The 18543-nt window shown below is 40.1% G+C and carries 21 protein-coding genes and 1 tRNA gene; 7 read left to right on the top strand and 15 right to left on the bottom strand.

The genetic code is table 11. The annotated features are described in order from the left end of the window. Nucleotides 1-95 precede the first annotated feature (95 nt). Both CWC04_RS03480 and CWC04_RS03475 read left to right on the top strand, forming a co-directional pair. Nucleotides 96-1190, top strand: coding sequence for an endonuclease/exonuclease/phosphatase family protein (locus CWC04_RS03480; protein ID WP_138684619.1), 1095 nt, complete (start codon nt 96-98; stop codon nt 1188-1190). 144 nt (nt 1191-1334) lie between these two features. Further along, on the top strand, nt 1335-1754 hold the full coding sequence (locus tag CWC04_RS03475; protein ID WP_004586735.1) for an MAPEG family protein: 420 nt from the start codon (nt 1335-1337) through the stop codon (nt 1752-1754). 369 nt (nt 1755-2123) lie between these two features. Here the strand turns inward: CWC04_RS03475 and CWC04_RS03470 are convergent, their stop codons facing one another. Both CWC04_RS03470 and CWC04_RS03465 read right to left on the bottom strand, forming a co-directional pair. Beyond that, nucleotides 2124-3971 carry an ABC transporter ATP-binding protein gene (locus CWC04_RS03470; RefSeq protein WP_138684618.1) on the bottom strand — a complete coding sequence of 616 codons (1848 nt, stop codon included), beginning with the start codon at nt 3969-3971 and terminating at the stop codon, nt 2124-2126. Nucleotides 3972-4062: 91 nt separating this feature from the next. Next, on the bottom strand, nt 4063-4902 hold the full coding sequence (locus CWC04_RS03465) for a hypothetical protein (protein WP_138684617.1): 840 nt from the start codon (nt 4900-4902) through the stop codon (nt 4063-4065). A 204-nt stretch (nt 4903-5106) separates the two neighbouring features. On the opposite strand from CWC04_RS03465, the gene CWC04_RS03460 reads away from it, so the two are divergent. Beyond that, on the top strand, nt 5107-5511 hold the full coding sequence (locus tag CWC04_RS03460) for a GFA family protein (protein ID WP_138684616.1): 405 nt from the start codon (nt 5107-5109) through the stop codon (nt 5509-5511). Nucleotide 5512: 1 nt separating this feature from the next. Here the strand turns inward: CWC04_RS03460 and CWC04_RS03455 are convergent, their stop codons facing one another. Then, nucleotides 5513-6310, bottom strand: coding sequence for a class I SAM-dependent methyltransferase (locus tag CWC04_RS03455; protein ID WP_138684615.1), 798 nt, complete (start codon nt 6308-6310; stop codon nt 5513-5515). Between the two features lie 228 nt (nt 6311-6538). On the opposite strand from CWC04_RS03455, the gene CWC04_RS03450 reads away from it, so the two are divergent. Then, the gene (locus CWC04_RS03450) at nt 6539-7942 is read left to right on the top strand and encodes a M28 family peptidase (protein WP_138684614.1); all 1404 of its coding nucleotides are present in this window, start codon (nt 6539-6541) and stop codon (nt 7940-7942) included. Nucleotides 7943-8084: 142 nt separating this feature from the next. After that, nucleotides 8085-8531: a DUF4826 family protein gene (locus tag CWC04_RS03445; RefSeq protein WP_138684613.1), complete on the top strand. Its 447-nt coding sequence runs from the start codon at nt 8085-8087 to the stop codon at nt 8529-8531. Nucleotides 8532-8577: 46 nt separating this feature from the next. Here the strand turns inward: CWC04_RS03445 and CWC04_RS03440 are convergent, their stop codons facing one another. From CWC04_RS03440 to mnmA, 5 genes are all read right to left on the bottom strand, one after another. Beyond that, nucleotides 8578-9036 (bottom strand): GNAT family N-acetyltransferase, encoded by a 459-nt coding sequence (locus CWC04_RS03440; RefSeq protein ID WP_029772652.1) that lies wholly within the window; start codon nt 9034-9036, stop codon nt 8578-8580. 9 nt (nt 9037-9045) lie between these two features. Beyond that, nucleotides 9046-10191, bottom strand: a complete 1146-nt coding sequence (locus tag CWC04_RS03435; RefSeq protein ID WP_138684612.1) for a cupin domain-containing protein — start codon at nt 10189-10191, stop codon at nt 9046-9048. Nucleotides 10192-10268: 77 nt separating this feature from the next. Beyond that, on the bottom strand, nt 10269-11639 hold the full coding sequence (gene purB, locus CWC04_RS03430; protein ID WP_024033516.1) for an adenylosuccinate lyase: 1371 nt from the start codon (nt 11637-11639) through the stop codon (nt 10269-10271). A gap of 32 nt (nt 11640-11671) precedes the next feature. Then, on the bottom strand, nt 11672-12274 hold the full coding sequence (hflD, locus tag CWC04_RS03425) for a high frequency lysogenization protein HflD (RefSeq protein ID WP_004586725.1): 603 nt from the start codon (nt 12272-12274) through the stop codon (nt 11672-11674). Next, nucleotides 12274-13374: a tRNA 2-thiouridine(34) synthase MnmA gene (gene mnmA / locus CWC04_RS03420; RefSeq protein ID WP_004586724.1), complete on the bottom strand. Its 1101-nt coding sequence runs from the start codon at nt 13372-13374 to the stop codon at nt 12274-12276. Before mnmA ends, hflD begins: the two co-directional genes overlap by 1 nt. A 339-nt stretch (nt 13375-13713) precedes the next feature. On the opposite strand from mnmA, the gene CWC04_RS03415 reads away from it, so the two are divergent. Then, complete coding sequence (locus CWC04_RS03415; protein WP_138684611.1) at nt 13714-14982, top strand: sensor domain-containing diguanylate cyclase; 1269 nt, start codon at nt 13714-13716, stop codon at nt 14980-14982. Nucleotides 14983-15036: 54 nt separating this feature from the next. Here the strand turns inward: CWC04_RS03415 and CWC04_RS03410 are convergent, their stop codons facing one another. From CWC04_RS03410 to CWC04_RS03380, 7 genes are read right to left on the bottom strand one after another with little or no spacing between them, the layout of a single operon-like run. Then, on the bottom strand, nt 15037-15480 hold the full coding sequence (locus tag CWC04_RS03410) for an NUDIX domain-containing protein (protein WP_138684610.1): 444 nt from the start codon (nt 15478-15480) through the stop codon (nt 15037-15039). Next, nucleotides 15473-16159 carry a pseudouridine synthase gene (locus CWC04_RS03405; RefSeq protein ID WP_138684609.1) on the bottom strand — a complete coding sequence of 229 codons (687 nt, stop codon included), beginning with the start codon at nt 16157-16159 and terminating at the stop codon, nt 15473-15475. The genes CWC04_RS03410 and CWC04_RS03405 overlap by 8 nt, the downstream gene beginning before the upstream one ends. Further along, complete coding sequence (locus tag CWC04_RS03400) at nt 16159-16488, bottom strand: TusE/DsrC/DsvC family sulfur relay protein (RefSeq protein WP_004586720.1); 330 nt, start codon at nt 16486-16488, stop codon at nt 16159-16161. Before CWC04_RS03400 ends, CWC04_RS03405 begins: the two co-directional genes overlap by 1 nt. A 3-nt stretch (nt 16489-16491) precedes the next feature. Continuing rightward, a complete protein-coding gene (gene tusB, locus CWC04_RS03395; RefSeq protein WP_054982589.1) occupies nt 16492-16758 on the bottom strand; it encodes a sulfurtransferase complex subunit TusB in 267 nt (88 codons plus the stop codon). Then, the gene (tusC, locus tag CWC04_RS03390; protein ID WP_138684608.1) at nt 16755-17111 is read right to left on the bottom strand and encodes a sulfurtransferase complex subunit TusC; all 357 of its coding nucleotides are present in this window, start codon (nt 17109-17111) and stop codon (nt 16755-16757) included. Before tusC ends, tusB begins: the two co-directional genes overlap by 4 nt. Then, nucleotides 17108-17461, bottom strand: coding sequence for a sulfurtransferase complex subunit TusD (tusD, locus tag CWC04_RS03385; protein ID WP_138684607.1), 354 nt, complete (start codon nt 17459-17461; stop codon nt 17108-17110). Before tusD ends, tusC begins: the two co-directional genes overlap by 4 nt. A gap of 55 nt (nt 17462-17516) precedes the next feature. After that, nucleotides 17517-18182: a Bax inhibitor-1/YccA family protein gene (locus CWC04_RS03380; protein WP_004586716.1), complete on the bottom strand. Its 666-nt coding sequence runs from the start codon at nt 18180-18182 to the stop codon at nt 17517-17519. A gap of 251 nt (nt 18183-18433) precedes the next feature. Between CWC04_RS03380 and CWC04_RS03375 the strand changes: the two genes are divergently transcribed. After that, a tRNA-Ser gene (locus tag CWC04_RS03375) sits at nt 18434-18524 on the top strand. Nucleotides 18525-18543 lie beyond the last annotated feature (19 nt).

The raw sequence follows: 18543 nt of genomic DNA, 5'->3' as shown, positions 1-18543 counted from the left end.
TCAGTAATTTTGAATCGACTTTACATCACACTACGCTTGAGGCTGAACCTGCCGCTGATTTAAACGAGCCTGTAGTCAAAAACACGCAATTTAAAATAGCTACGTTTAATTTATTTAACTACCTTGAGCCGCCTAATGCGTATTACGATTTTGAAAAAATTTATACCGCAGAGCAATGGGCACGCAAACAGCGTTGGATTGTAGATTATTTAAATGAGTACGCGCCTGATGTAGTAGGTTTTCAAGAAGTATTTAGTATTGAATCGCTAAAAGCGTTAATGGCGCAGCAAGGCTATACATATTTTGCTGTGGTTGATACGCCAGAGGTGATTGATGATTTTATTTTTAAACGCCCGGTCGTGGCAATAGCGTCTAAATTTGAGATTGTTGATGTGGCTGCGGTTAAGCACAATACCGAGCTTGTTGAAATGCTTGGCCTTAATAGTAATTTTACGTTTAGCCGTAAGGTGTTAAGAGCAACCATTAAATTACCCCATGTAGGTAATACCGACTGTTATGTAGTGCATTTTAAGTCAAAACGAGCCATGATTGAAAGTGATGAAAGTACTACTAGCTCAGCCAAAACCGAGCCGCTCTCAAGCGAAAAAAACATAATAGACACTCTCAAAGCAAATGTGGCCGGCTCGTGGGGCTCAACCATTCAGCGCGGCAGTGAAGCCACTTTACTAATGATAGAAATGATTGCCCGACGCGAAGCTACACAACAGCCTATGGTGTTAATGGGCGATTTTAATAACGACCTAGCCGATGGCGTGTTGAGCCATTTATTAACGAATACATTGCGATTTGCCCCAGCGTTTGATGTTAAAACATACCTTGCTAAATATTGTTTAAATGACGCATGGCAGTTATTTAAAACACTAAAAATGAGCCAATTTACGGCGCACAATACACAGCAAAACGCTGGCAGCCATGCAGATGCTCAACAAAGTAATGCCCCCGCTGCGCCGTTATTAAATCGAAGCCCTACCCATTACTATGGAACGAGTAGTACGGTACTTGATTATATTTTACTCTCGTGTGAATTTGACCCAAGTTACGATGATAGCTTTTATGAAGTGAGTGATTATCATACATACGACAGGCATTTAATAAACCCAGAATACGAACGAGACGATTTAACAACCGATCACGCAGTGGTATCAATTACGCTAACGTTAAGGAGTTAATACGTGGGTAACATTTATAAATAGGTTGGCAGCTTTTACATTATTATTGAACCTATAAATTATAAGTTATTAATTATAAAGAACTTATTTTAGGCTTAAAACTTGCTGTAACTACTAAGTTAAAACAATTTTAAGGACATAAAAATGACTGAAGTTGCGCTTTCTGCCTATATGGCGTTTTACGTTTACTTAATAATGTTAGTGGTACAGTGGTCGGTAGCTACCTTTAGCAAAGCTAAACAGCCTAATGCTGTACCGGGTAAAATTAGCGATGATTTATCGCACGACAGTTTTATATTTAGAGCCCATCGTACTTTTCATAACACACTAGAAAACAGCGCGTTGTTTATTGGTACTGTGTTGTTTGCATTTGTTATAAATTACCAAAGCCCTATATTTGCCATGTGTGTTTGGGTGTATGTAATAGCGCGATTAATTCATATGGCGCTGTATTACGCTATAGCCACAGAGAAAAACCCAAGCCCACGCACGTACTTCTTTTTAATCAGTTTTATAGCCAATATTGTTATGCTAATTTTAATTGGCTTAAGATTAATGGCTTAAGATTAATGGCTTAATACCATGCGGTTAAAGGCTATTAAACCGTTAGTATAAAAAAGCAAAAGGGCTGTAATTAGCCCTTTTGCTTTTTAGTTTTTAACTGAGATTAGGGCGTGTTGACCTTTGGCGTTTGAATTTGCAGCAGTATGTTTGGTTTTTAGGCAAGGCAGAGCCTATGAAGTGTGGTTATTCCCCATAAATAGGCGATAACGCAGCATAAATGCCAAACATACGCTGCCCTTTGGGTTCTGCCTAGGGGCGATAAACTCTTTGTTGCTCGGTTTTTACTTAGCCCACTAGGTTGCAAACCTCGCGCCGCGATTTGATCGCCCCTAGATTGAACAAATTTCAATTCGCAAAGATCAACACGCCCTAATCTACACCAATAAACCCACCGGTTTGATGCGCCCAAAGGCCAGCATAAATACCATTTTGCGCAATGAGCGCTTCGTGGCTGCCTTGCTCTACAACGCGTCCTTCATCAAGTACAATAAGTCTGTCCATTTGCGCAATGGTCGATAGCCTGTGAGCAATGGCAATCACAGTTTTACCTGTCATTAAATCATCTAGGCTTGCTTGTATTGCGGCTTCTACTTCTGAGTCGAGCGCGCTGGTGGCTTCATCGAGTATTAAAATAGGTGCATTTTTAAGTAATACCCGCGCTATAGCGATACGCTGGCGTTGCCCGCCGGAGAGGGTTACACCGCGCTCGCCTACTTGAGCATCAAACCCTTTATTGCCTTTGCTATCTTCTAAATCGCTTATAAACTCGAGTGCTTTAGCTTGCTTGGCAGCGCTGAGCATTTCGGCTTCTGAGGCATCGGGTCGGCCGTATAAAATATTATCTTTTACAGAGCGGTGAAGCAGGGAGGTGTCTTGCGTAACCATGGCTATATAGCGGCGAAGGCTTTCTTGGCTTACATCGGTAATGTTTTGGCCATCAATTTTAATTGTCCCCGAATCCGTATCGTAAAAGCGCAGGAGTAAATTAACTAATGTTGATTTACCAGCGCCAGAGCGACCCACTAAGCCAATTTTTTCACCGGGTTTGATATGTAGGTTTAGGCCGTTCATTACCGGACCGCGATTAGTTTCGTTAGCGGCTTTGCCGTAGTTAAAGTGAACATTTGAAAAAGCGATATCGCCCTTAGAAACGTTAAGCGTTTTTGCATCGGGTTTGTCATCTACTTTAATGGGCGTAGATAAGGTTTTCATGCCATCGGTTGCGGTACCAATGTTTTCAAACAAGCTGCTTATTTCCCACATGATCCACTGCGCCATGCCATTTAATCTAAGCGATAAACTAACAGCAACAGCAATGGCGCCTGCGCTAATTGCACTTAACGACCATAAATAAAGGGATAGTGCGGCCACACTAAATACTAATAAGTAATTTAGGCTATTAATGGCAAAGTTAAGGCTGGTTACTAAACGCATTTGCTTATAAACAGGCTGTAAAAATACATCCATACTTTGTTTAGCGTATTGTTCTTCACGTTGTGTGTACGAAAAAAGCTTAATGGTTGATATATTTGTATAGCTATCGACTATACGGCCGGTCATTTCAGAGCGCGCATCGGCCTGCGAGCTGGCAATTTTTTTAAGTTTTGGCACAAAGTACATTTGAATAGCGGCATAAATAATTACCCACACTAAAAGCGGTAGCATTAAACGCCAATCAGCTTCAGCAACTAAAAACACCATAGCGCCAAAATAAACCACAATATACATTAGTACATCGAGCAGTTTCATTACGGCTTCTCGTACGGCCAGTGATGTTTGCATTACTTTTGTGGCAATACGCCCTGCAAACTCGTTTTGATAAAAGCTAACACTTTGGCGTAATAAGTATCTATGCGCCGACCAACGAATCGACATAGGGTAATTACCCAGTAATGCTTGATGCAAAATAGCCGAGTGAAAAAACACCACAATAGGCAATATCACTAAAAGCACTACCGCCATTTTTATAAGTTCGGCTTTTTGCTCTTCAAACAGGGTTTGCGGTGTGTAGGTGCCCAACCAATCTACTAATTGGCCCATATAGCTAAATAACGATACCTCTAAAATGGCAAGCAGGGCAGCACTAACAGACATTAAAACTAACGACAGCTCCATACCTTTAGTGTAATGACGATGAAACGCAAATAAGGTAGAGGGCGGCTGCGTTGGCTTTTGCTCAGGAAATGCGTTGGTCATTTTTTCGAATAATCGATACATTTTATAAACTTAAATGACAAATAATAGAAAATGATCATACCATTTAAGTGGCGCGCTGTAGATCTTTAGCGACTAATTTACACTGCTACTTTTATCGAATAGGGTTTGTGAGGTTTACGCCTTTAATCATGTAAATGTCGTCATAGCGTAAACCGCCATTTCCGTAAGGCTTTTTATGTGGGCCCGTATTACAGTTAGCTAAAAAATAGCTAAGTGGGCGTTCGCGTTTCATTCTAAAGGTGGCATTTTTATACACTAAGGTTTGGTTTTTAAATTCGCCGCCTTGTACATATACATTGTATTGCTGGCCTTGCATTTTTACCGATGCATTATTAACAACGTACCAAATGTTGTACCAACTGTTTGTATCAAGTGGTTTAGCCGATTGCGCTTGTGCATAGTTTTGGATATTACTATAGCCTTTATCAGTTTTGACCATTAGCGCCCCGGTATTGACTAACCCATTTGATTCGGTTTTATCGGTTACTCGTAGAGTGGCTTCAAAGGCGTCGTAGCCATGAACGTTTATTTGCTCTGGCTCTAAGTTACTTAATCCAAAAGCATGGTTATTTGGAAAAGAGGCAACGTTAATGCGGGTAAAAAAAGTGTAGGTTTCGCCAACGGGCACTGTTTTTGGAAGCTTTTTATAGCTGAGGGCTTTGCGGTTGCCGACAATACCCTTTTCGGCAGGCTTTTTAATTAAAAAATGGTTTATCCCTTTGGCTGTGTCCTCAACTTCTATTTTAGTTACTTGTGGGTTAGCGACATAAGGTTGAGTTTGGTTGTCTGTGTCAGCCTTTGTCCAGCCTTTTAGCGGTTGTTCAAAGTTATCTACTAATAACCACTTTGCAGAGGGAGCGTTTTGATTGTTTTGGCTACAGGCTAATAATCCTGAGCAGGCCACTAACAGTAAGCTGTATTTAACGCGCATAATCCCTCTTTTACTAATCTAAGTATAGGTATATAAATTGGTTAACCAATATATGGATTTTAATTTTTAAAACTTAAAATCTATATAACCAATTTAGTTTAAGTTAGTCAACCAATATTGTATTTTATCTATTCTACTGACGTTTATATTTTAAACGCGTAAAATACCTAACTACACGCAATTAAAAATAATAAAAGGGATTATATGTATACTGGAACGTGCCTATGTAAAGCGGTAAGTGTTGAAATTAGAGGGGCTATTTCTCAAATTATTCATTGTCACTGCTCACTATGCAGAAAAAACAGCGGGACTGCTTTTGCTACTAATGGTTTTGTAAACACTCACGAATTTACACTTACCAAAGGTGAAGATAATTTAACTGAATTTAATTTCAAACTTGGGCGTGCGCGCTTTTTTTGTAAAACATGTGGCTCACCTATTTACAGTGCTAATGCAGAGGATAAATCTCGCTTGCGAATACGCCTAGGGTTGATAGATGACGATATTACTGAACAGGTAATGTCGCATAATTTTGTTACCTCTAAAGCCAATTGGGAGCAATTAGAAACCCATTTGCCGTGCTATGAAAAACACGAACCAGGGCGCTAAATTACTCTATGTGATAAATGCTGTTTATGTCGTTGTGAAGGGTGGGCGCCCACGTTTTAAATAATGGCGAATGGGCTATTTCTTCTTTATTAATGTGCACTAAGCTTTGCTGAGAAAGCATCACGACAATATTTTTGTATTCGTTAAATTCTATAAGGGCAATACAGCTAAAATGTTGCCTAAACAGGACGAGTAAAGCTTGGAGCTCTTTTCCTGTTTTAGGGTTTAAATTTATAATAATTTGCGCATTTAGCCCGCTGCAGCGACGTATGTTTTGCCAAAATACGCTGTTAGATAAAAAGTCTTGATGTACATCGCCACTAAAAATATCAATTGTAATGACATTGTATGTGCGCGTGCACGTTGCAACAAACAGCTCTGCATTTTGTAAGTGCACTGTATGATTAGCGGGCAAGTTAAAATGGTGCTTAGCAACGCTTATCATCGCGGGGTTTATTTCTACACTGTCAAACACAGCTAAGTTATTTATATAAGCCGTTTTGTTATGTAAATAATGAATGGCTCGTTCAATGCCCGCAGTGCCTAAACCTAAATTTAAAACCCGTAGTGGCTCAGCTGCTTTGAGTAAAAATAACAGCATACATTGATTAACCGCAATCAGTAATTGTTCATTCTCATTAAGGCTCATCACCCCTTGAATAGTGATAACGCTTTGCGCATTTTGGGCAAGTGTTAACCAGCGATAGGCCTTATTTTGATAAACACAAATAGGCCCATATTGGTTGTTACTAGTGGCTATTAAATTGGCAGAGACAGTGTCGGCTTTAAGCTGGCGCATAGGTTACAAATACAAATAAAACACCCCATTAGTTTGCCACGAAAACACGCTATGTATATAGCGTATTTATGTAACAAGGTTTGTAATGCGCTTGGTTACTTAAAAGAGGGGAGTACTTAAGTGTGGTTAATTTTTACAGTTGAGCTTACTTGTATAAAGCTTTAACTCAAAATAGTTGCACTATATAGGTTGTTGAGTAATGGTAAGGTAAAAAATAAGGAGCTTATAATGCGCAAAACCTCTTTTTCTATTACCACTAAACTTATTAAATTGAGTACGTTAGCCTTTGCTTGTACGGCAGGCTTATCAACACAGGCTCATGCCAGCATAAAATATGAAGAACAACAAAAGCTACATGATATTGCAGCGCAGGTTTCAGCTAAACGTATTGGGAGCGACATACAAACGCTGGTGGATTTTGGTACCCGCCATACTCTTTCTGAAACTAAGTCAGATACACGGGGCATAGGTGCTGCACGGCGCTGGATCAAAAAAGAGTTTGAAAAAATATCAGCGCAATGTGGTGGTTGCCTAGAAGTTATTGAAGTTAAAGACACTATATCAGGTGAAAAACGAATTCCTAATCCTGTTGAAGTAGTGAATATAGTGGCCATTCAGCGTGGTAGTACTGAGCCAAACCGAATGGTTATTATGTCGGGTGATATTGATTCGCGGGTGAGCGATGTAATGGACTTTACCAGTGATTCACCGGGTGCTAATGATAACGCTTCAGGCGTGGCAGGGGTTATTGAAGCTGCACGTGTACTAAGCAAGCATAAATTTAATGGCTCAGTTGTGTATGCAGCGTTGTCTGGCGAAGAGCAAGGTTTATTTGGCGGTAAAATACTCACAGCGTATGCGCAAGAGCACAATTGGCAAGTACATGGCGTTTTAAATAACGACATGATTGGCAATATTACCGGTATTAATGGCGTTACCGACAATACAACGGCGCGTATTTTCTCAGAAGGCACGCGTGTAGTAGAAACGAAACAACAAGCAAGAACGCGCCGTTTTACAGGTGGTGAAGTCGATTCGGCGAGCCGTAACTTAGCGCGCTATATAGATACAATTGCCGATAGGTACATTCCAAATTTAGATACAATGTTAGTTTACAGGTTAGATAGATTTGGCCGGGGCGGGCACCATAGACCGTTTAACGATGCGGGTTTTGCAGCAGTCAGAATTATGGAAACTAATGAGCATTACGACCGACAACATCAAGATTTACGTACAGAAAATGGGGTGGTTTATGGCGATACCATAGATGGCGTTGATTTTGACTACACAGCAAAGCTTACATCACTGAACGCAGTAACAATGGCTTCAATGGCTTGGGCGCCAGCTCCCCCTAAACAGGTAAAAATTGAAGGCGCGGTTAAGGCTGACACTACGCTTTCGTGGCAAAGTTCAGATGATAGTAATATTGCCGGTTATCGTATTTATTGGCGCTATACCAGTGAGCCACAATGGCAATTTAGCCAAGATGTGGGCAATGTAAGTAAAGCTACACTTAAAAACGTGGTTATTGATAATTACTATTTTGGTGTTGCAGCGATAAGCAAAGACGGGATTGAATCGCCTGTGGTGTTCCCAGGTGATGTAGGCTCGTTTGATCACAATATAAAATAACAGCGATTTATTATTGCTTAAGCGCAATTGTGATTAAAAACAAATCAAATGGTGTATTTAAGGTGCAAAGCAGGTGTTTTATGCTTGCACCTTATTTGTTATGCACTTAGAGTGTAGAAAAAAAGCAGTAAAGGTTAATAAAATGCAGCAAGAAGAAAAAAAACCATTAACAGCGCAAGAGCAAGCACAAATAGAGCAACAACGGGCTGCTTGGCAACGCGAGTGTTTTCAAAACGCCCAAAAATACTTAGCAGAAAAAGGCATTATGCCTAAATCAGTAATAGACAAAGACAGCCGCTTTTTAGCGCCATTGTGTGCTATGTGGAAATTTAAAGCGCAAAATGGCAAGAGCTACTGGGTAATAACAGGGCGCTTACCTACTGATCATGCAGAAGTAAGTGCAGCAAAAGATGCGCGCGATGCTATGCGTTATTTTTCATTACAATGGCAGTTAAAAGCAGATCAAATAATGAGTGTTGGCGCACGCGATAAAACCCAAGTCGACTTTGCTAACTTACTTATAAACCGTGCTCACGGCTTATACGAAATGCATGAAAACGAGCAACTTTGGGCTAATGAACCAAAATAAGGTATCGCTTGTATAAACGTAAAAAAGGGCTATTAACGGCCCTTTTTTAATGTACTAATGTAAATGGTTTAGTGACAAACTCAGACACTTGGCATTGCATTCGCTGCCTAGGTATACCTGCTTCCATAAAAACACCGCCTTGTTGTATAAAGCCGTTTCGTTTAAAACGTTCAACTTCGTTTAAAATACAATTAATACTAATAACTTGGTGCCCATCGTTAGCGGCAAGATTAACAATAAAAGTAAGTAATGAAGTATAAACGTGGCGATTACGGTGTGCGGGTAAAACGGCTATTCGGCCTATTAAACCATCTGTACACAGCCTACCTGTGGCTACGGGGGCGTTACTGTTGTGAGTAACTAGCACATGGTGTGCTAGTTTGTCTTGGCTATCAAATTCTATTCGTTTGGGTATGTGTAGCTCATATACAAATACTTTTTCACGTATTTGTTGTAGCTGGTCTTTTTGCCTATCCCACTCGACCTTATTAATTTGATAGCCCATAGCGCACCTCTAATTAAACCACATCCCCTCATTAACTAGTGTAGTAAAGGTTTGAATAAAAACTAGGCTGGGCTGCGCTGCGTTTAAATCGTCGGTATTAACATAATCATGATCTGTTAATAGTTTAACGGCATTTAAGTCGCAAAGTGGTAACGGGTAGTTTTCGCCATTAATACTTAATAATAAGGTGTCTTCTAGCTGCTGATAGATAGCACGTATGCCACCTAAACGCTTAAATTCTTCTGCATTGTTTGCTATTAAATCACTCATTTGCTCGCAGGTTATAGGCTCTTCAAGTGGTGCTAAGTCCATTTCGTGCTTGGCTTGGCTTAAGGTATTACCAAGCCAATGCTTAAATAGCTCATCGTTATTAAGTAGCGCTTGCATAAGGGTTTTAACTTTATCGGTTTCGCTCTGTAAAAGCTCACCTTTAGAGTCCCTAAGGGTTAAAGTATGATCGGTATAGCGTTTTTGGCCGCTGTCGGTATCAATAACATGATCGGCAAAACTAGAAAATAAGTCTTGCTGATTAGGCGCTCTAAACCCAACCGAGTAGTTAAGGGCGTTTTCTATTGCATAGCCTTCGTGAGGGCACCCAGGTGGTATATATAAAATATCGCCGGGCTCTAAAATACAATCTATAACGGCTTCAAATTGCTCAACTTGCAGTAGTTTTTTATTTTGCGCAAATTGTTTAAGTGTTGGATCAGGTAGGCCAACACGCCAATGACGCTTACCCTCGCCCTGTATAATAAATACATCGTACTGATCTAGGTGCGGACCTACGCCGCCTTTAGGGGTTGAGTAGCTGATCATTAAATCATCTATTCGCCAGTTAGGTATAAACCTAAATGGGTGAAGCAGTTGTGCTGCATCGCTATGCCAATGATCAACCGCTTGTACCAATAAAGTAGCGTGTTGCTCAGTTAATTTTTCAAAGTCTTCAAATGGGCCTTGGTATGCTCGCCAATCGTTATTGTGGTTAGTAACAATTCGCGACTCTATACTTTCTTCCATAGCAAGACCGGCAAGCTCTTCTGCCTCTATTGGGTCTTGAAAGTCTGTAAAGCCTTGTTTAATTAATAGCGGTTTTTTTTGCCAGTATTGGTTTAAAAATTCTTGCTCACAGAGGTTGTTTATTTTTAATTGGTACATAGAGTTGGCCTATAATTTTTAGTACAAAAAAAGCGAAAGGGATTATCCTTTCGCTTTTTATATGCGCAATTTAGTATTTAAACTAAATCGTCAATAAACTCAACAGCGCGGCCAATGTAGTTGGCAGGTGTTAGTTTTTTCATTTCTACTTTAGCGTGCTCTGGCAGGTCTAAACCATCGATAAAGTCGGCCATAATCTCTTGATTTACACGTTTACCACGCGTTAAATCTTTAAGTTTTTCGTATGGTTTTTCAATACCGTATTTACGCATAACCGTTTGAATTGGCTCAGCAAGTAATTCCCAGTTTTGATCAAGCTCATCAAGTAAACGTTGCTCATTTACTTCAAGCTTGCTTACGCCTTTAAGTGTAGATTGATACGCAATAAGCGTGTAGCCCATACCCACACCTAAGTTACGTAAAACGGTTGAGTCGGTAAGGTCACGCTGCCAACGAGAAACAGGCAGTTTTTGTGCAAGGTGAGCAAATATAGCATTTGCTAAGCCTAGGTTACCTTCTGAGTTTTCAAAGTCGATAGGGTTTACTTTATGCGGCATTGTTGAAGAGCCGATTTCGCCAGCAATGGTTTTTTGCTTAAAGTGGTTTAGGGCAATGTAACCCCAAACGTCACGATCAAAATCAAGTAAAATAGTGTTAAAGCGGGCAATAGCATCAAATAGCTCGGCAATGTAGTCATGCGGCTCTATTTGTGTAGTGAACGGGTTAAAGGTTAAACCAAGGCTAGTTACAAAGTTGCTTGCGTGGGTATGCCAATCGTAATCTGGGTAAGCACTCAGGTGAGCATTGTAGTTACCTACAGCACCGTTAATTTTACCTAGCATTTCTACCTGTGCGATTTGGTCGCGTTGGCGTTTTAAACGCATGTATACGTTAGCAAACTCTTTACCCATTGTTGAAGGCGTAGCTGGTTGGCCGTGGGTACGCGTCATCATAGGTACTGCTTTGTACTCAATGGCTTTTTCTTTTATAGCGTTAAGTAGTTGGTCGCAGTATGGAAGGAGCACATTATCACGAGCTTCGCTTAGCATTAAACCATGAGATAGGTTATTAATATCTTCTGATGTACAGGCAAAATGGATGAACTCGTTAATAGCGTTAATTTCGCTGTTATCGGCTACTTTTTCTTTTAGTAAATATTCTACCGCTTTAACATCGTGGTTTGTGGTGCGTTCAATGTCTTTAACACGCTGTGCGTCTGCTTCGCTGAAGTTATCAACTATGGCATTTAAAAGTGCATTGGCTTGTTCGCTAAATGCAGGTACTTCTTTAATATCGCTTGCTGCAGCTAAGGCTTGCAACCAACGCACTTCAACGGTTACGCGGTATTTGATTAAGCCAAATTCGCTGAAAATACTGCGTAGTTCAGTGGTTTTGCTGCCGTAGCGACCATCCACTGGAGAGATAGCGGTTAACGCTGAAAGCTCCATAATAACTCCTAAATTTTAGTTTTGAACGATAATTAAATGTTTGTTTTTGCAATAGCGAGAATTTTTCTTTTTGCAAAGAAAAAGTGACGGCGTTTACCGCCCATTTGTCGCCATAATACAGCACTGCGAATTCCTGCTAATAAAAGGGCACGAATTTTATTTTGCGTTTGCTGCTGTTTTAATAACTCGGGTTTACCATAAACCTGAATTCGGTGCCCAAGGGGGCTCAGCACCGACGAGTATATATCTGCTAAACCGGCAACTACGGTGTCATCGGTTATGGCAAAGTGATCTAAGCGACGATGAATGTCGTCGATACGACGGCCAAGTTCAGCTAGGCTTTTTGGCTCGTTATTTAAAATACGTTCAAGCTGCATCAAACCACCTACGTACTTAACTATTTCAACATCTTTTTGAGCGCCAGCAGTAAGCTGCGCCATTAATGTTTTATAGCCGTCGCGCAAGTTATGCGTACCTTGGTAAACATCAACCGGGGATGCGGGTGATGTTTGTACAATACTTGTAAATAGCACGTCTAAGTCTGAATCGTTTGCGCTGCCGTATTGCGCGATTTTTTGTACTTGTTTAGCCACTTGGCACATGGCGGCAAGCGCCATGACTTGGTGTTGATTCATTACTTAATCACCGAATCTATAATACCGCCACCTAAACACACATCATCGGCATAAAATACAGCTGATTGACCCGGTGTAACGGCTTTTTGTGGTTCATCAAACAATACGCGTGCCATACCATCTTCCCCAACGAGAAGGGTACAATTAATATCTTCTTGGCGGTAACGGGTTTTAACGGTGCAGCGCGTTGTACCTTGAGGACCAACACGGTCTACCCAATGTAATTGATTGGCGTTTAGGCCATTGCTGTACAGGCGAGGGTGGTCTTTACCTTGTCCGACAACGAGCACATTGCGCTCAACGTCTTTATCTACCACGTACCATGGCTCGCCAGAGCCTTCTTTCATGCCACCAATTAACAAGCCTTTACGCTGGCCAAGTGTATGATACATAAGCCCTTCATGCTCACCTACGTTGTTGCCGTCAGTATCTTCAATCACACCTGGTTGAGCAGGTAAAAACTTTTGTAAAAAGTCTTTAAATTTACGCTCACCAATAAAACAAATACCGGTGCTGTCTTTTTTGTCATGGGTGATTAAGTCTTGCTCTTCTGCAATACGGCGTACGTCTGGTTTAGCTATATCGCCTACTGGGAAAAGAGTTTGGCCTATGTGTTCATGGCTTAAGGTATATAAGAAATAGCTTTGATCTTTGTTATCGTCTAAGCCTCGGCACATAACGTATTTGTCGTCTCGTAGTTCACGACGAACATAATGGCCTGTTGCAATATAATCGGCGCCAAGTGCTTGTGCTGCAAATTCTAAAAATGCTTTAAATTTAATTTCTTTGTTACACATAATATCTGGGTTTGGCGTACGGCCCGCTTTGTACTCTTCTAAAAAGTACTCAAAAACGTTATCCCAGTATTCGGCTGCAAAGTTAACGGTATGAAGCTCGATGCCTAATTTGTCACACACTGCTTGTGCATCTTTTAAATCTTCAGCGGCTGCACAGTATTCGTCATTGTCGTCTTCTTCCCAGTTCTTCATAAACAGGCCTTCTACTTGGTAGCCCTGTTGTTGTAATAAATATGCAGATACAGAAGAATCAACACCGCCGGACATACCAACGATGACTTTAATGTGACTATTTTCGCTCATGAATAGTTTCGCTTATACAGATTGCTGTTAACTTGGAAAGGCCGCGATTATAGCACGCATTTTGTTTTTGCTTAAAGGGAGGAGTGGCGCAAACACACGATTTTGTAGTTATTTTATTCATATAATAAATAGCAAATAAGACTGAATCGCATTTAACATAAAAAATGATGAAAAATTTAAATAAGCCATTGTAAAAAGATATTTCGGTGCCATTATTGTCTGAGCGCATAATAATAGCGTCCGTATTACCTTGTGTTTGTTGTACAATTAAGGAACAGGCAAGATTTTTGTATTAAATTTGCATTTTTATTGCCTTAATATTTTCAACGGAATGAATATATGAATTACGCCTTTCAGGTAAAAAAACTTACGACCCTAATTACGTTTTATACGACTAACTCAAGCTTTCATGTAAAGCAGTTACTTGAAAACCCGACGAGTGAGTTTAAGCAATCTGCCTACAAACTTTTTCATGAAATATTTAAACACAACGTACCCGTAGACTCTCAACAGACTAGTCCCGTTGATGCTATTTTTGATTCAGTTACCGCATCTTTAGATTTAATTAACCAATCTGAAGTGGCGTTAGTTGAAACAACACAAAAATGGTGGAACGAGTGGTACTTTGTATTAACTATGGAGCATTCGCTTTCTCACGAAAAAGAAGATGCGCCATACAGTTTCCTTTCTAAAAAAATGCATCATCCTATGAAGCGCCACGAGATGAGCCACTACGCCCATTTATTTACTATTTTGCCTATGCCTATCTCTAATGTGTGTGCCAAAACCGGTGATATTATTAGAGTTAATCAGCGCTTTATAGATGTATTTGGTTATACCGTTGATGACTTACCTAACTTAGAGCAGTGGTGGGTTAATGCATACCCAGATCCTCACTATCGAGAGTCCGTGAAAAAGACGTGGCAATCGGCGTTAGAAATTGGCAATGAAACAGGACAAGACATCCCCGCGCATGATTACCATGTTACTTGTAAAAACGGTAATACAATTACCATGGAAGTATCTGGAATCAATTTGGGCGATGAATATATTGCTGTATTTAATGATGCGACCAAGCGTTTAGAAGATCAAAATATTTTACGCGACATGGCATTTTTAGATTCGCTAACACAAATAGCAAATAGACGTCGTTTTGATGAAAAGCTAAGTAAAGAGTTCGAAAAAGCCGTTGAGTGTGGTGACGATTTGGCAATTATTTTAATCGATATTGATCACTTTAAACTCTTTAACGACCGCTACGGGCATGTTGAAGGTGATTTATGTTTGTATAACGTGGCGCAAGCAATAGCGTGTACGGTAAGCCGCACAGAGGACTTTGTGGCGCGTTATGGCGGAGAAGAATTTGTTGTATTGCTGCCTCAAACCGATAAACAAGGGGCCTTATTTATTGCAGAGCATATTCAAAAGGCAATTGAAGAGCTGCATATCCCTCATGAAGACAGCTTTACCGGCTACTTAACCCTGAGCATGGGTATTCACGCAATTAATAAAGAGGATAGTTGCGATCAAAAAGAGTTTATTAAGGCCGCCGACAGCGCACTTTATTATTCAAAAAGGCAAGGACGAAATTGTTTAGCATTAAGTTAATTTATAGCCTTGGACTATTTATATAGCTTTTAGAATTATATAAAGCGCAGATGTTTAATTATCGTCGTAAATAAAGTCTATGTCTTGAATAGGGCGGTTTACGCTGTCTTCAATACATTTTAAAACTAAATGGCTTCTTAGAGGCAGTGCTTTAATTTCCCCTAAACTGTGCCAGTTGGCACTAATTATATCTGCATCTTTTGGGCAGGGCTCAGTGGTGATTTGAGTGCCATCAAACATAAAACAAAAGCGTAAGTAATGCACCCCATTAGCCGCATGTAAGTTATAAATACCGATTAAGCCAGTGGGCGTTAGGGACAAACCTGTTTCTTCAAAAAGCTCTCTACTGGCTGCTTGAGCCAGTGTTTCGTTTACTTCTAAATGGCCGGCAGGTTGGTTATAACAAATATTAGAAGTAAATTTATCTCGCTCTTTTACCAGTAAAAAACGCTCTCCTTTTTTTACTACAGCAGCCACCGTTACATGGGGTTTATGCATTTACCTCACCTTTTATAACACTGTACTGCGCGCTGCTTATGCCATCTAGCGTGTAATTGCCAATACTGTAGCGAATAAGCCTTAATGTAGGGTGCCCAACATGGGCGGTCATACGGCGAACTTGCCTATTACGTCCTTCATTAATTGTAATACTTAACCACGTTGTAGGAATCGACTTTCGCTCTCTTACCGGCGGCACGCGAGGCCAAAGTTTTGGCTCGTCAATAATTTTTACGTTTGCGGGTAAGGTCATCCCATCTTTTAGTTCAACACCTTTACACAGGGCATTAATGGCCTCTTCACTAGGCTCGCCTTCAACTTGCACCCAATAGGTTTTATTGGTTTTTTTATTCGGTGCGGTAAGGGTATTTTGAAGCTTTCCGCAGTTTGTTAAAAGTAACAAGCCTTCACTGTCACGGTCGAGTCTGCCTGCAGCGTATACACCTTTAATGGGAATAAATTCAGCCAAGGTTTTTCTATTGGCATCGTCTGTAAATTGGCAAAGCACATCGTAAGGCTTGTTAAATAAAACAATTTTTCTATCTTTAGGCGCTATAGCGGGTTTAATTTCACGCGAAGTTGTACTTTTTTTAGTGAGCGCACTGCGTGAGTAAGTTCTACCCGTGGTTCGTTTAGTGGTACTTTTACTTGCGCGATTATGCATTGGTTTGTTCGCCATTAAATACACCTAGCGGGCTTGGGTAAGCCGGCAATTTTTGTGGCTTGTTTTGCAGGCCCCTTGGGAAATAATTTATACAAATAAATACTATTGCCTTTGTCCTCGCCAAGCGCTTTAGCCATGGCTTTAACAAGCATTCTTATTGCTGGGCTGGTGTTATATTCTAAGTAAAAATTGCGCACAAAATTAATCACTTCCCAGTGTTGTTCACTCAAGATAATGTTTTCTTGCTCAGCGATAATGGGGGCTAACTCTTTTGTCCACAAGGTGTAATCTAGTAAGTAGCCTTGTTTATCAGTGTCGATTTGTTGATTATTAAATTCAAGCATGGATTACCAGGTAATAGATTGGTTAGTAGATAGAGTAAGGGCAACAAACTCATCGTAATTAATAAGTGTTTGGCCTGGGCTTAGTTTAACTGCGCGTGCCTGCGCATCCTCTAAAAGCAACAATAACGAATCGTTTAATTGAAAATACTGCTTAGCGGCATAACAGGCATCACCGACAAGGAGTACTTTATCGGTGTCTTTAATTAAGTTTTCAAGCTGAGTAGAGTCGTAATAAGCCAGTGGCTTTGAAAAAATATGTAATGTACTCATAGGTTCACCACAAAGTCTTGCTGGCCGATCAGCTGCTGTTGCTCAGTGTAATTGAGGCTGGTTGAATCAATAATTAATTGAGATTTGCTTAAGTTATAATCTAGTAACGATTTTTCACATACATATATGTTTTCTACTTCATAGATTTCAAGCGTTTTGATGTTTTTAAAAAAATCTTTTACACCAAGTTGCTGTGTTGATTGATTATGTTTTAAAGCAAGCACAGCAGGGCCGCTAAATAGCCAGCTAATATTTTGATCAACTGCGGCAAATATCAGTGAGATGTCTAGGGCATCGCGGGTATTAAGCTCATCAAAAGGGCTGGATTGACTCATTACTAAAACGTTTTTCATTTAAACTGTATCCATTTATCTGCATCACTCGCTAGCATGGCAAATTCTGCAAGGCCGGCTACAGTAAACACACCTGTTTGGCTTGTGTTTAAGCCACGTTTTTCTGCTGCAGTAATACATAGCATTAAGTTGACGTTTTTATCTGCAAGTTGTTGCCATTGCTTTGGAATTTGCAGCTCGTCAGAGGCTAGCTCAAAGTGAGCTGATGCGTGATAAATCCCATTTTGATACAAAAATATCGCATCTATGGTGTGCCCTTGTGCTAAACATGCATTCGCAAACTTTATAATACGTTGCGTTGAGTCATGATCTGAAGGAGGAGTATGTAAAGAAAGAACAAATCGCGCCAAAACAATTCCAATAAAAAAGCCCCAATAAAGGGGCTATTTTAACAGAACTATTTAATTAGTCATCACTTGCGCCAAGAAGGTGCAGTAAAGAAGTAAATAGGTTATATACGTTTAAGTATAGAGCGACCGTCGCGCGAATGTAGTTAGTTTCGCCGCCATTAATAATACGGCTAGTATCAAATAAGATTAAGCCAGACATAATTAACACAACAGCAGCGTTAAGCACCATAAACATTAGCGAGCTGCCAATGAAGATGTTAACTATGCTTGCAACAATAACCACTAGTAAGCCTACTGTTAAAAAACCACCCATAAATGAGAAGTCTTTTTTAGTGTTTAATGCATAAGCCGATAGACCAAAAAATATTAATGCAGTAGAACCAAGCGCCTGCATAATAAGCATAGGGCCATTAGGCATAGCTGCATAATAGTTAAGTAGTGGGCCAAGGCCTGCGCCCATACAGCCTGTAAAAGCAAACACCCAAAACACGCCTGAGGCTGAGTCTGCTTTTTTGTTTACAACAAATAATAAACCAAACGAAACCAGTGTGAACACAATTCCCATAAAGTAAGGTAATTGTAATGCCATTGAAATACCCGCCGTAACAGCACTAAATGCTAATGTCATGGCCAGTAAGAAATAGGTGTTTTTAAGTACCTTGTTTGTTTCAATGGTCGACATTACCGGTTTAGCGGTATTGTACGAATGATTAAATGCCATTGTAGAGCTCCTTTAAGTGAAACATGTTTGTTTCGATAATTTAACTAAAATTAGATTACCAACTCTTATATGTTTGGGCAAACCTTTGTAGATCAATAGAGTGTTATTTTTTAATTAAAGTTCATTAAAGCATCAAAAAGAAATTATTTGTTTTATCTTTAAACAAATTAATTGTTTTTTAAGCACTTAAACAATTTTTTTAAAAAAAAGCTTCACAAAGCCAATGGGTTTCCCTATTATGCAGGCCGTGCGGAGAGATGGCAGAGTGGTCGAATGCACCGGTCTTGAAAACCGGCATGGGTTTGTAGCCCATCTAGGGTTCAAATCCCTATCTCTCCACCATTATATTAAAGCCCGCTTT

The organism is Pseudoalteromonas sp. S2893, assembly GCF_005887105.1.
In the GTDB taxonomy this organism is placed as follows: Bacteria; Pseudomonadota; Gammaproteobacteria; order Enterobacterales; family Alteromonadaceae; genus Pseudoalteromonas; species Pseudoalteromonas atlantica.
The sequence above is the reverse complement of the archived record's forward strand: the minus strand, read 5'-3'. Positions and strand labels throughout refer to the sequence as shown.

Excerpts from the sequence above, each read along its gene's own strand:
- CWC04_RS03475 (WP_004586735.1), top strand. The coding sequence starts at position 1,335 with ATGACTGAAGTTGCGCTTTCTGCCTATATGGCGTTTTACGTTTACTTA.
- CWC04_RS03470 (WP_138684618.1), bottom strand. The coding sequence starts at position 3,971 with ATGTATCGATTATTCGAAAAAATGACCAACGCATTTCCTGAGCAAAAG.
- CWC04_RS03465 (WP_138684617.1), bottom strand. The coding sequence starts at position 4,902 with ATGCGCGTTAAATACAGCTTACTGTTAGTGGCCTGCTCAGGATTATTA.
- CWC04_RS03460 (WP_138684616.1), top strand. The coding sequence starts at position 5,107 with ATGTATACTGGAACGTGCCTATGTAAAGCGGTAAGTGTTGAAATTAGA.
- CWC04_RS03455 (WP_138684615.1), bottom strand. The coding sequence starts at position 6,310 with ATGCGCCAGCTTAAAGCCGACACTGTCTCTGCCAATTTAATAGCCACT.
- CWC04_RS03450 (WP_138684614.1), top strand. The coding sequence starts at position 6,539 with ATGCGCAAAACCTCTTTTTCTATTACCACTAAACTTATTAAATTGAGT.
- CWC04_RS03445 (WP_138684613.1), top strand. The coding sequence starts at position 8,085 with ATGCAGCAAGAAGAAAAAAAACCATTAACAGCGCAAGAGCAAGCACAA.
- CWC04_RS03440 (WP_029772652.1), bottom strand. The coding sequence starts at position 9,036 with ATGGGCTATCAAATTAATAAGGTCGAGTGGGATAGGCAAAAAGACCAG.
- CWC04_RS03435 (WP_138684612.1), bottom strand. The coding sequence starts at position 10,191 with ATGTACCAATTAAAAATAAACAACCTCTGTGAGCAAGAATTTTTAAAC.
- purB (WP_024033516.1), bottom strand. The coding sequence starts at position 11,639 with ATGGAGCTTTCAGCGTTAACCGCTATCTCTCCAGTGGATGGTCGCTAC.
- hflD (WP_004586725.1), bottom strand. The coding sequence starts at position 12,274 with ATGAATCAACACCAAGTCATGGCGCTTGCCGCCATGTGCCAAGTGGCT.
- mnmA (WP_004586724.1), bottom strand. The coding sequence starts at position 13,374 with ATGAGCGAAAATAGTCACATTAAAGTCATCGTTGGTATGTCCGGCGGT.
- CWC04_RS03415 (WP_138684611.1), top strand. The coding sequence starts at position 13,714 with ATGAATTACGCCTTTCAGGTAAAAAAACTTACGACCCTAATTACGTTT.
- CWC04_RS03410 (WP_138684610.1), bottom strand. The coding sequence starts at position 15,480 with ATGCATAAACCCCATGTAACGGTGGCTGCTGTAGTAAAAAAAGGAGAG.
- CWC04_RS03405 (WP_138684609.1), bottom strand. The coding sequence starts at position 16,159 with ATGGCGAACAAACCAATGCATAATCGCGCAAGTAAAAGTACCACTAAA.
- CWC04_RS03400 (WP_004586720.1), bottom strand. The coding sequence starts at position 16,488 with ATGCTTGAATTTAATAATCAACAAATCGACACTGATAAACAAGGCTAC.
- tusB (WP_054982589.1), bottom strand. The coding sequence starts at position 16,758 with ATGAGTACATTACATATTTTTTCAAAGCCACTGGCTTATTACGACTCT.
- tusC (WP_138684608.1), bottom strand. The coding sequence starts at position 17,111 with ATGAAAAACGTTTTAGTAATGAGTCAATCCAGCCCTTTTGATGAGCTT.
- CWC04_RS03380 (WP_004586716.1), bottom strand. The coding sequence starts at position 18,182 with ATGGCATTTAATCATTCGTACAATACCGCTAAACCGGTAATGTCGACC.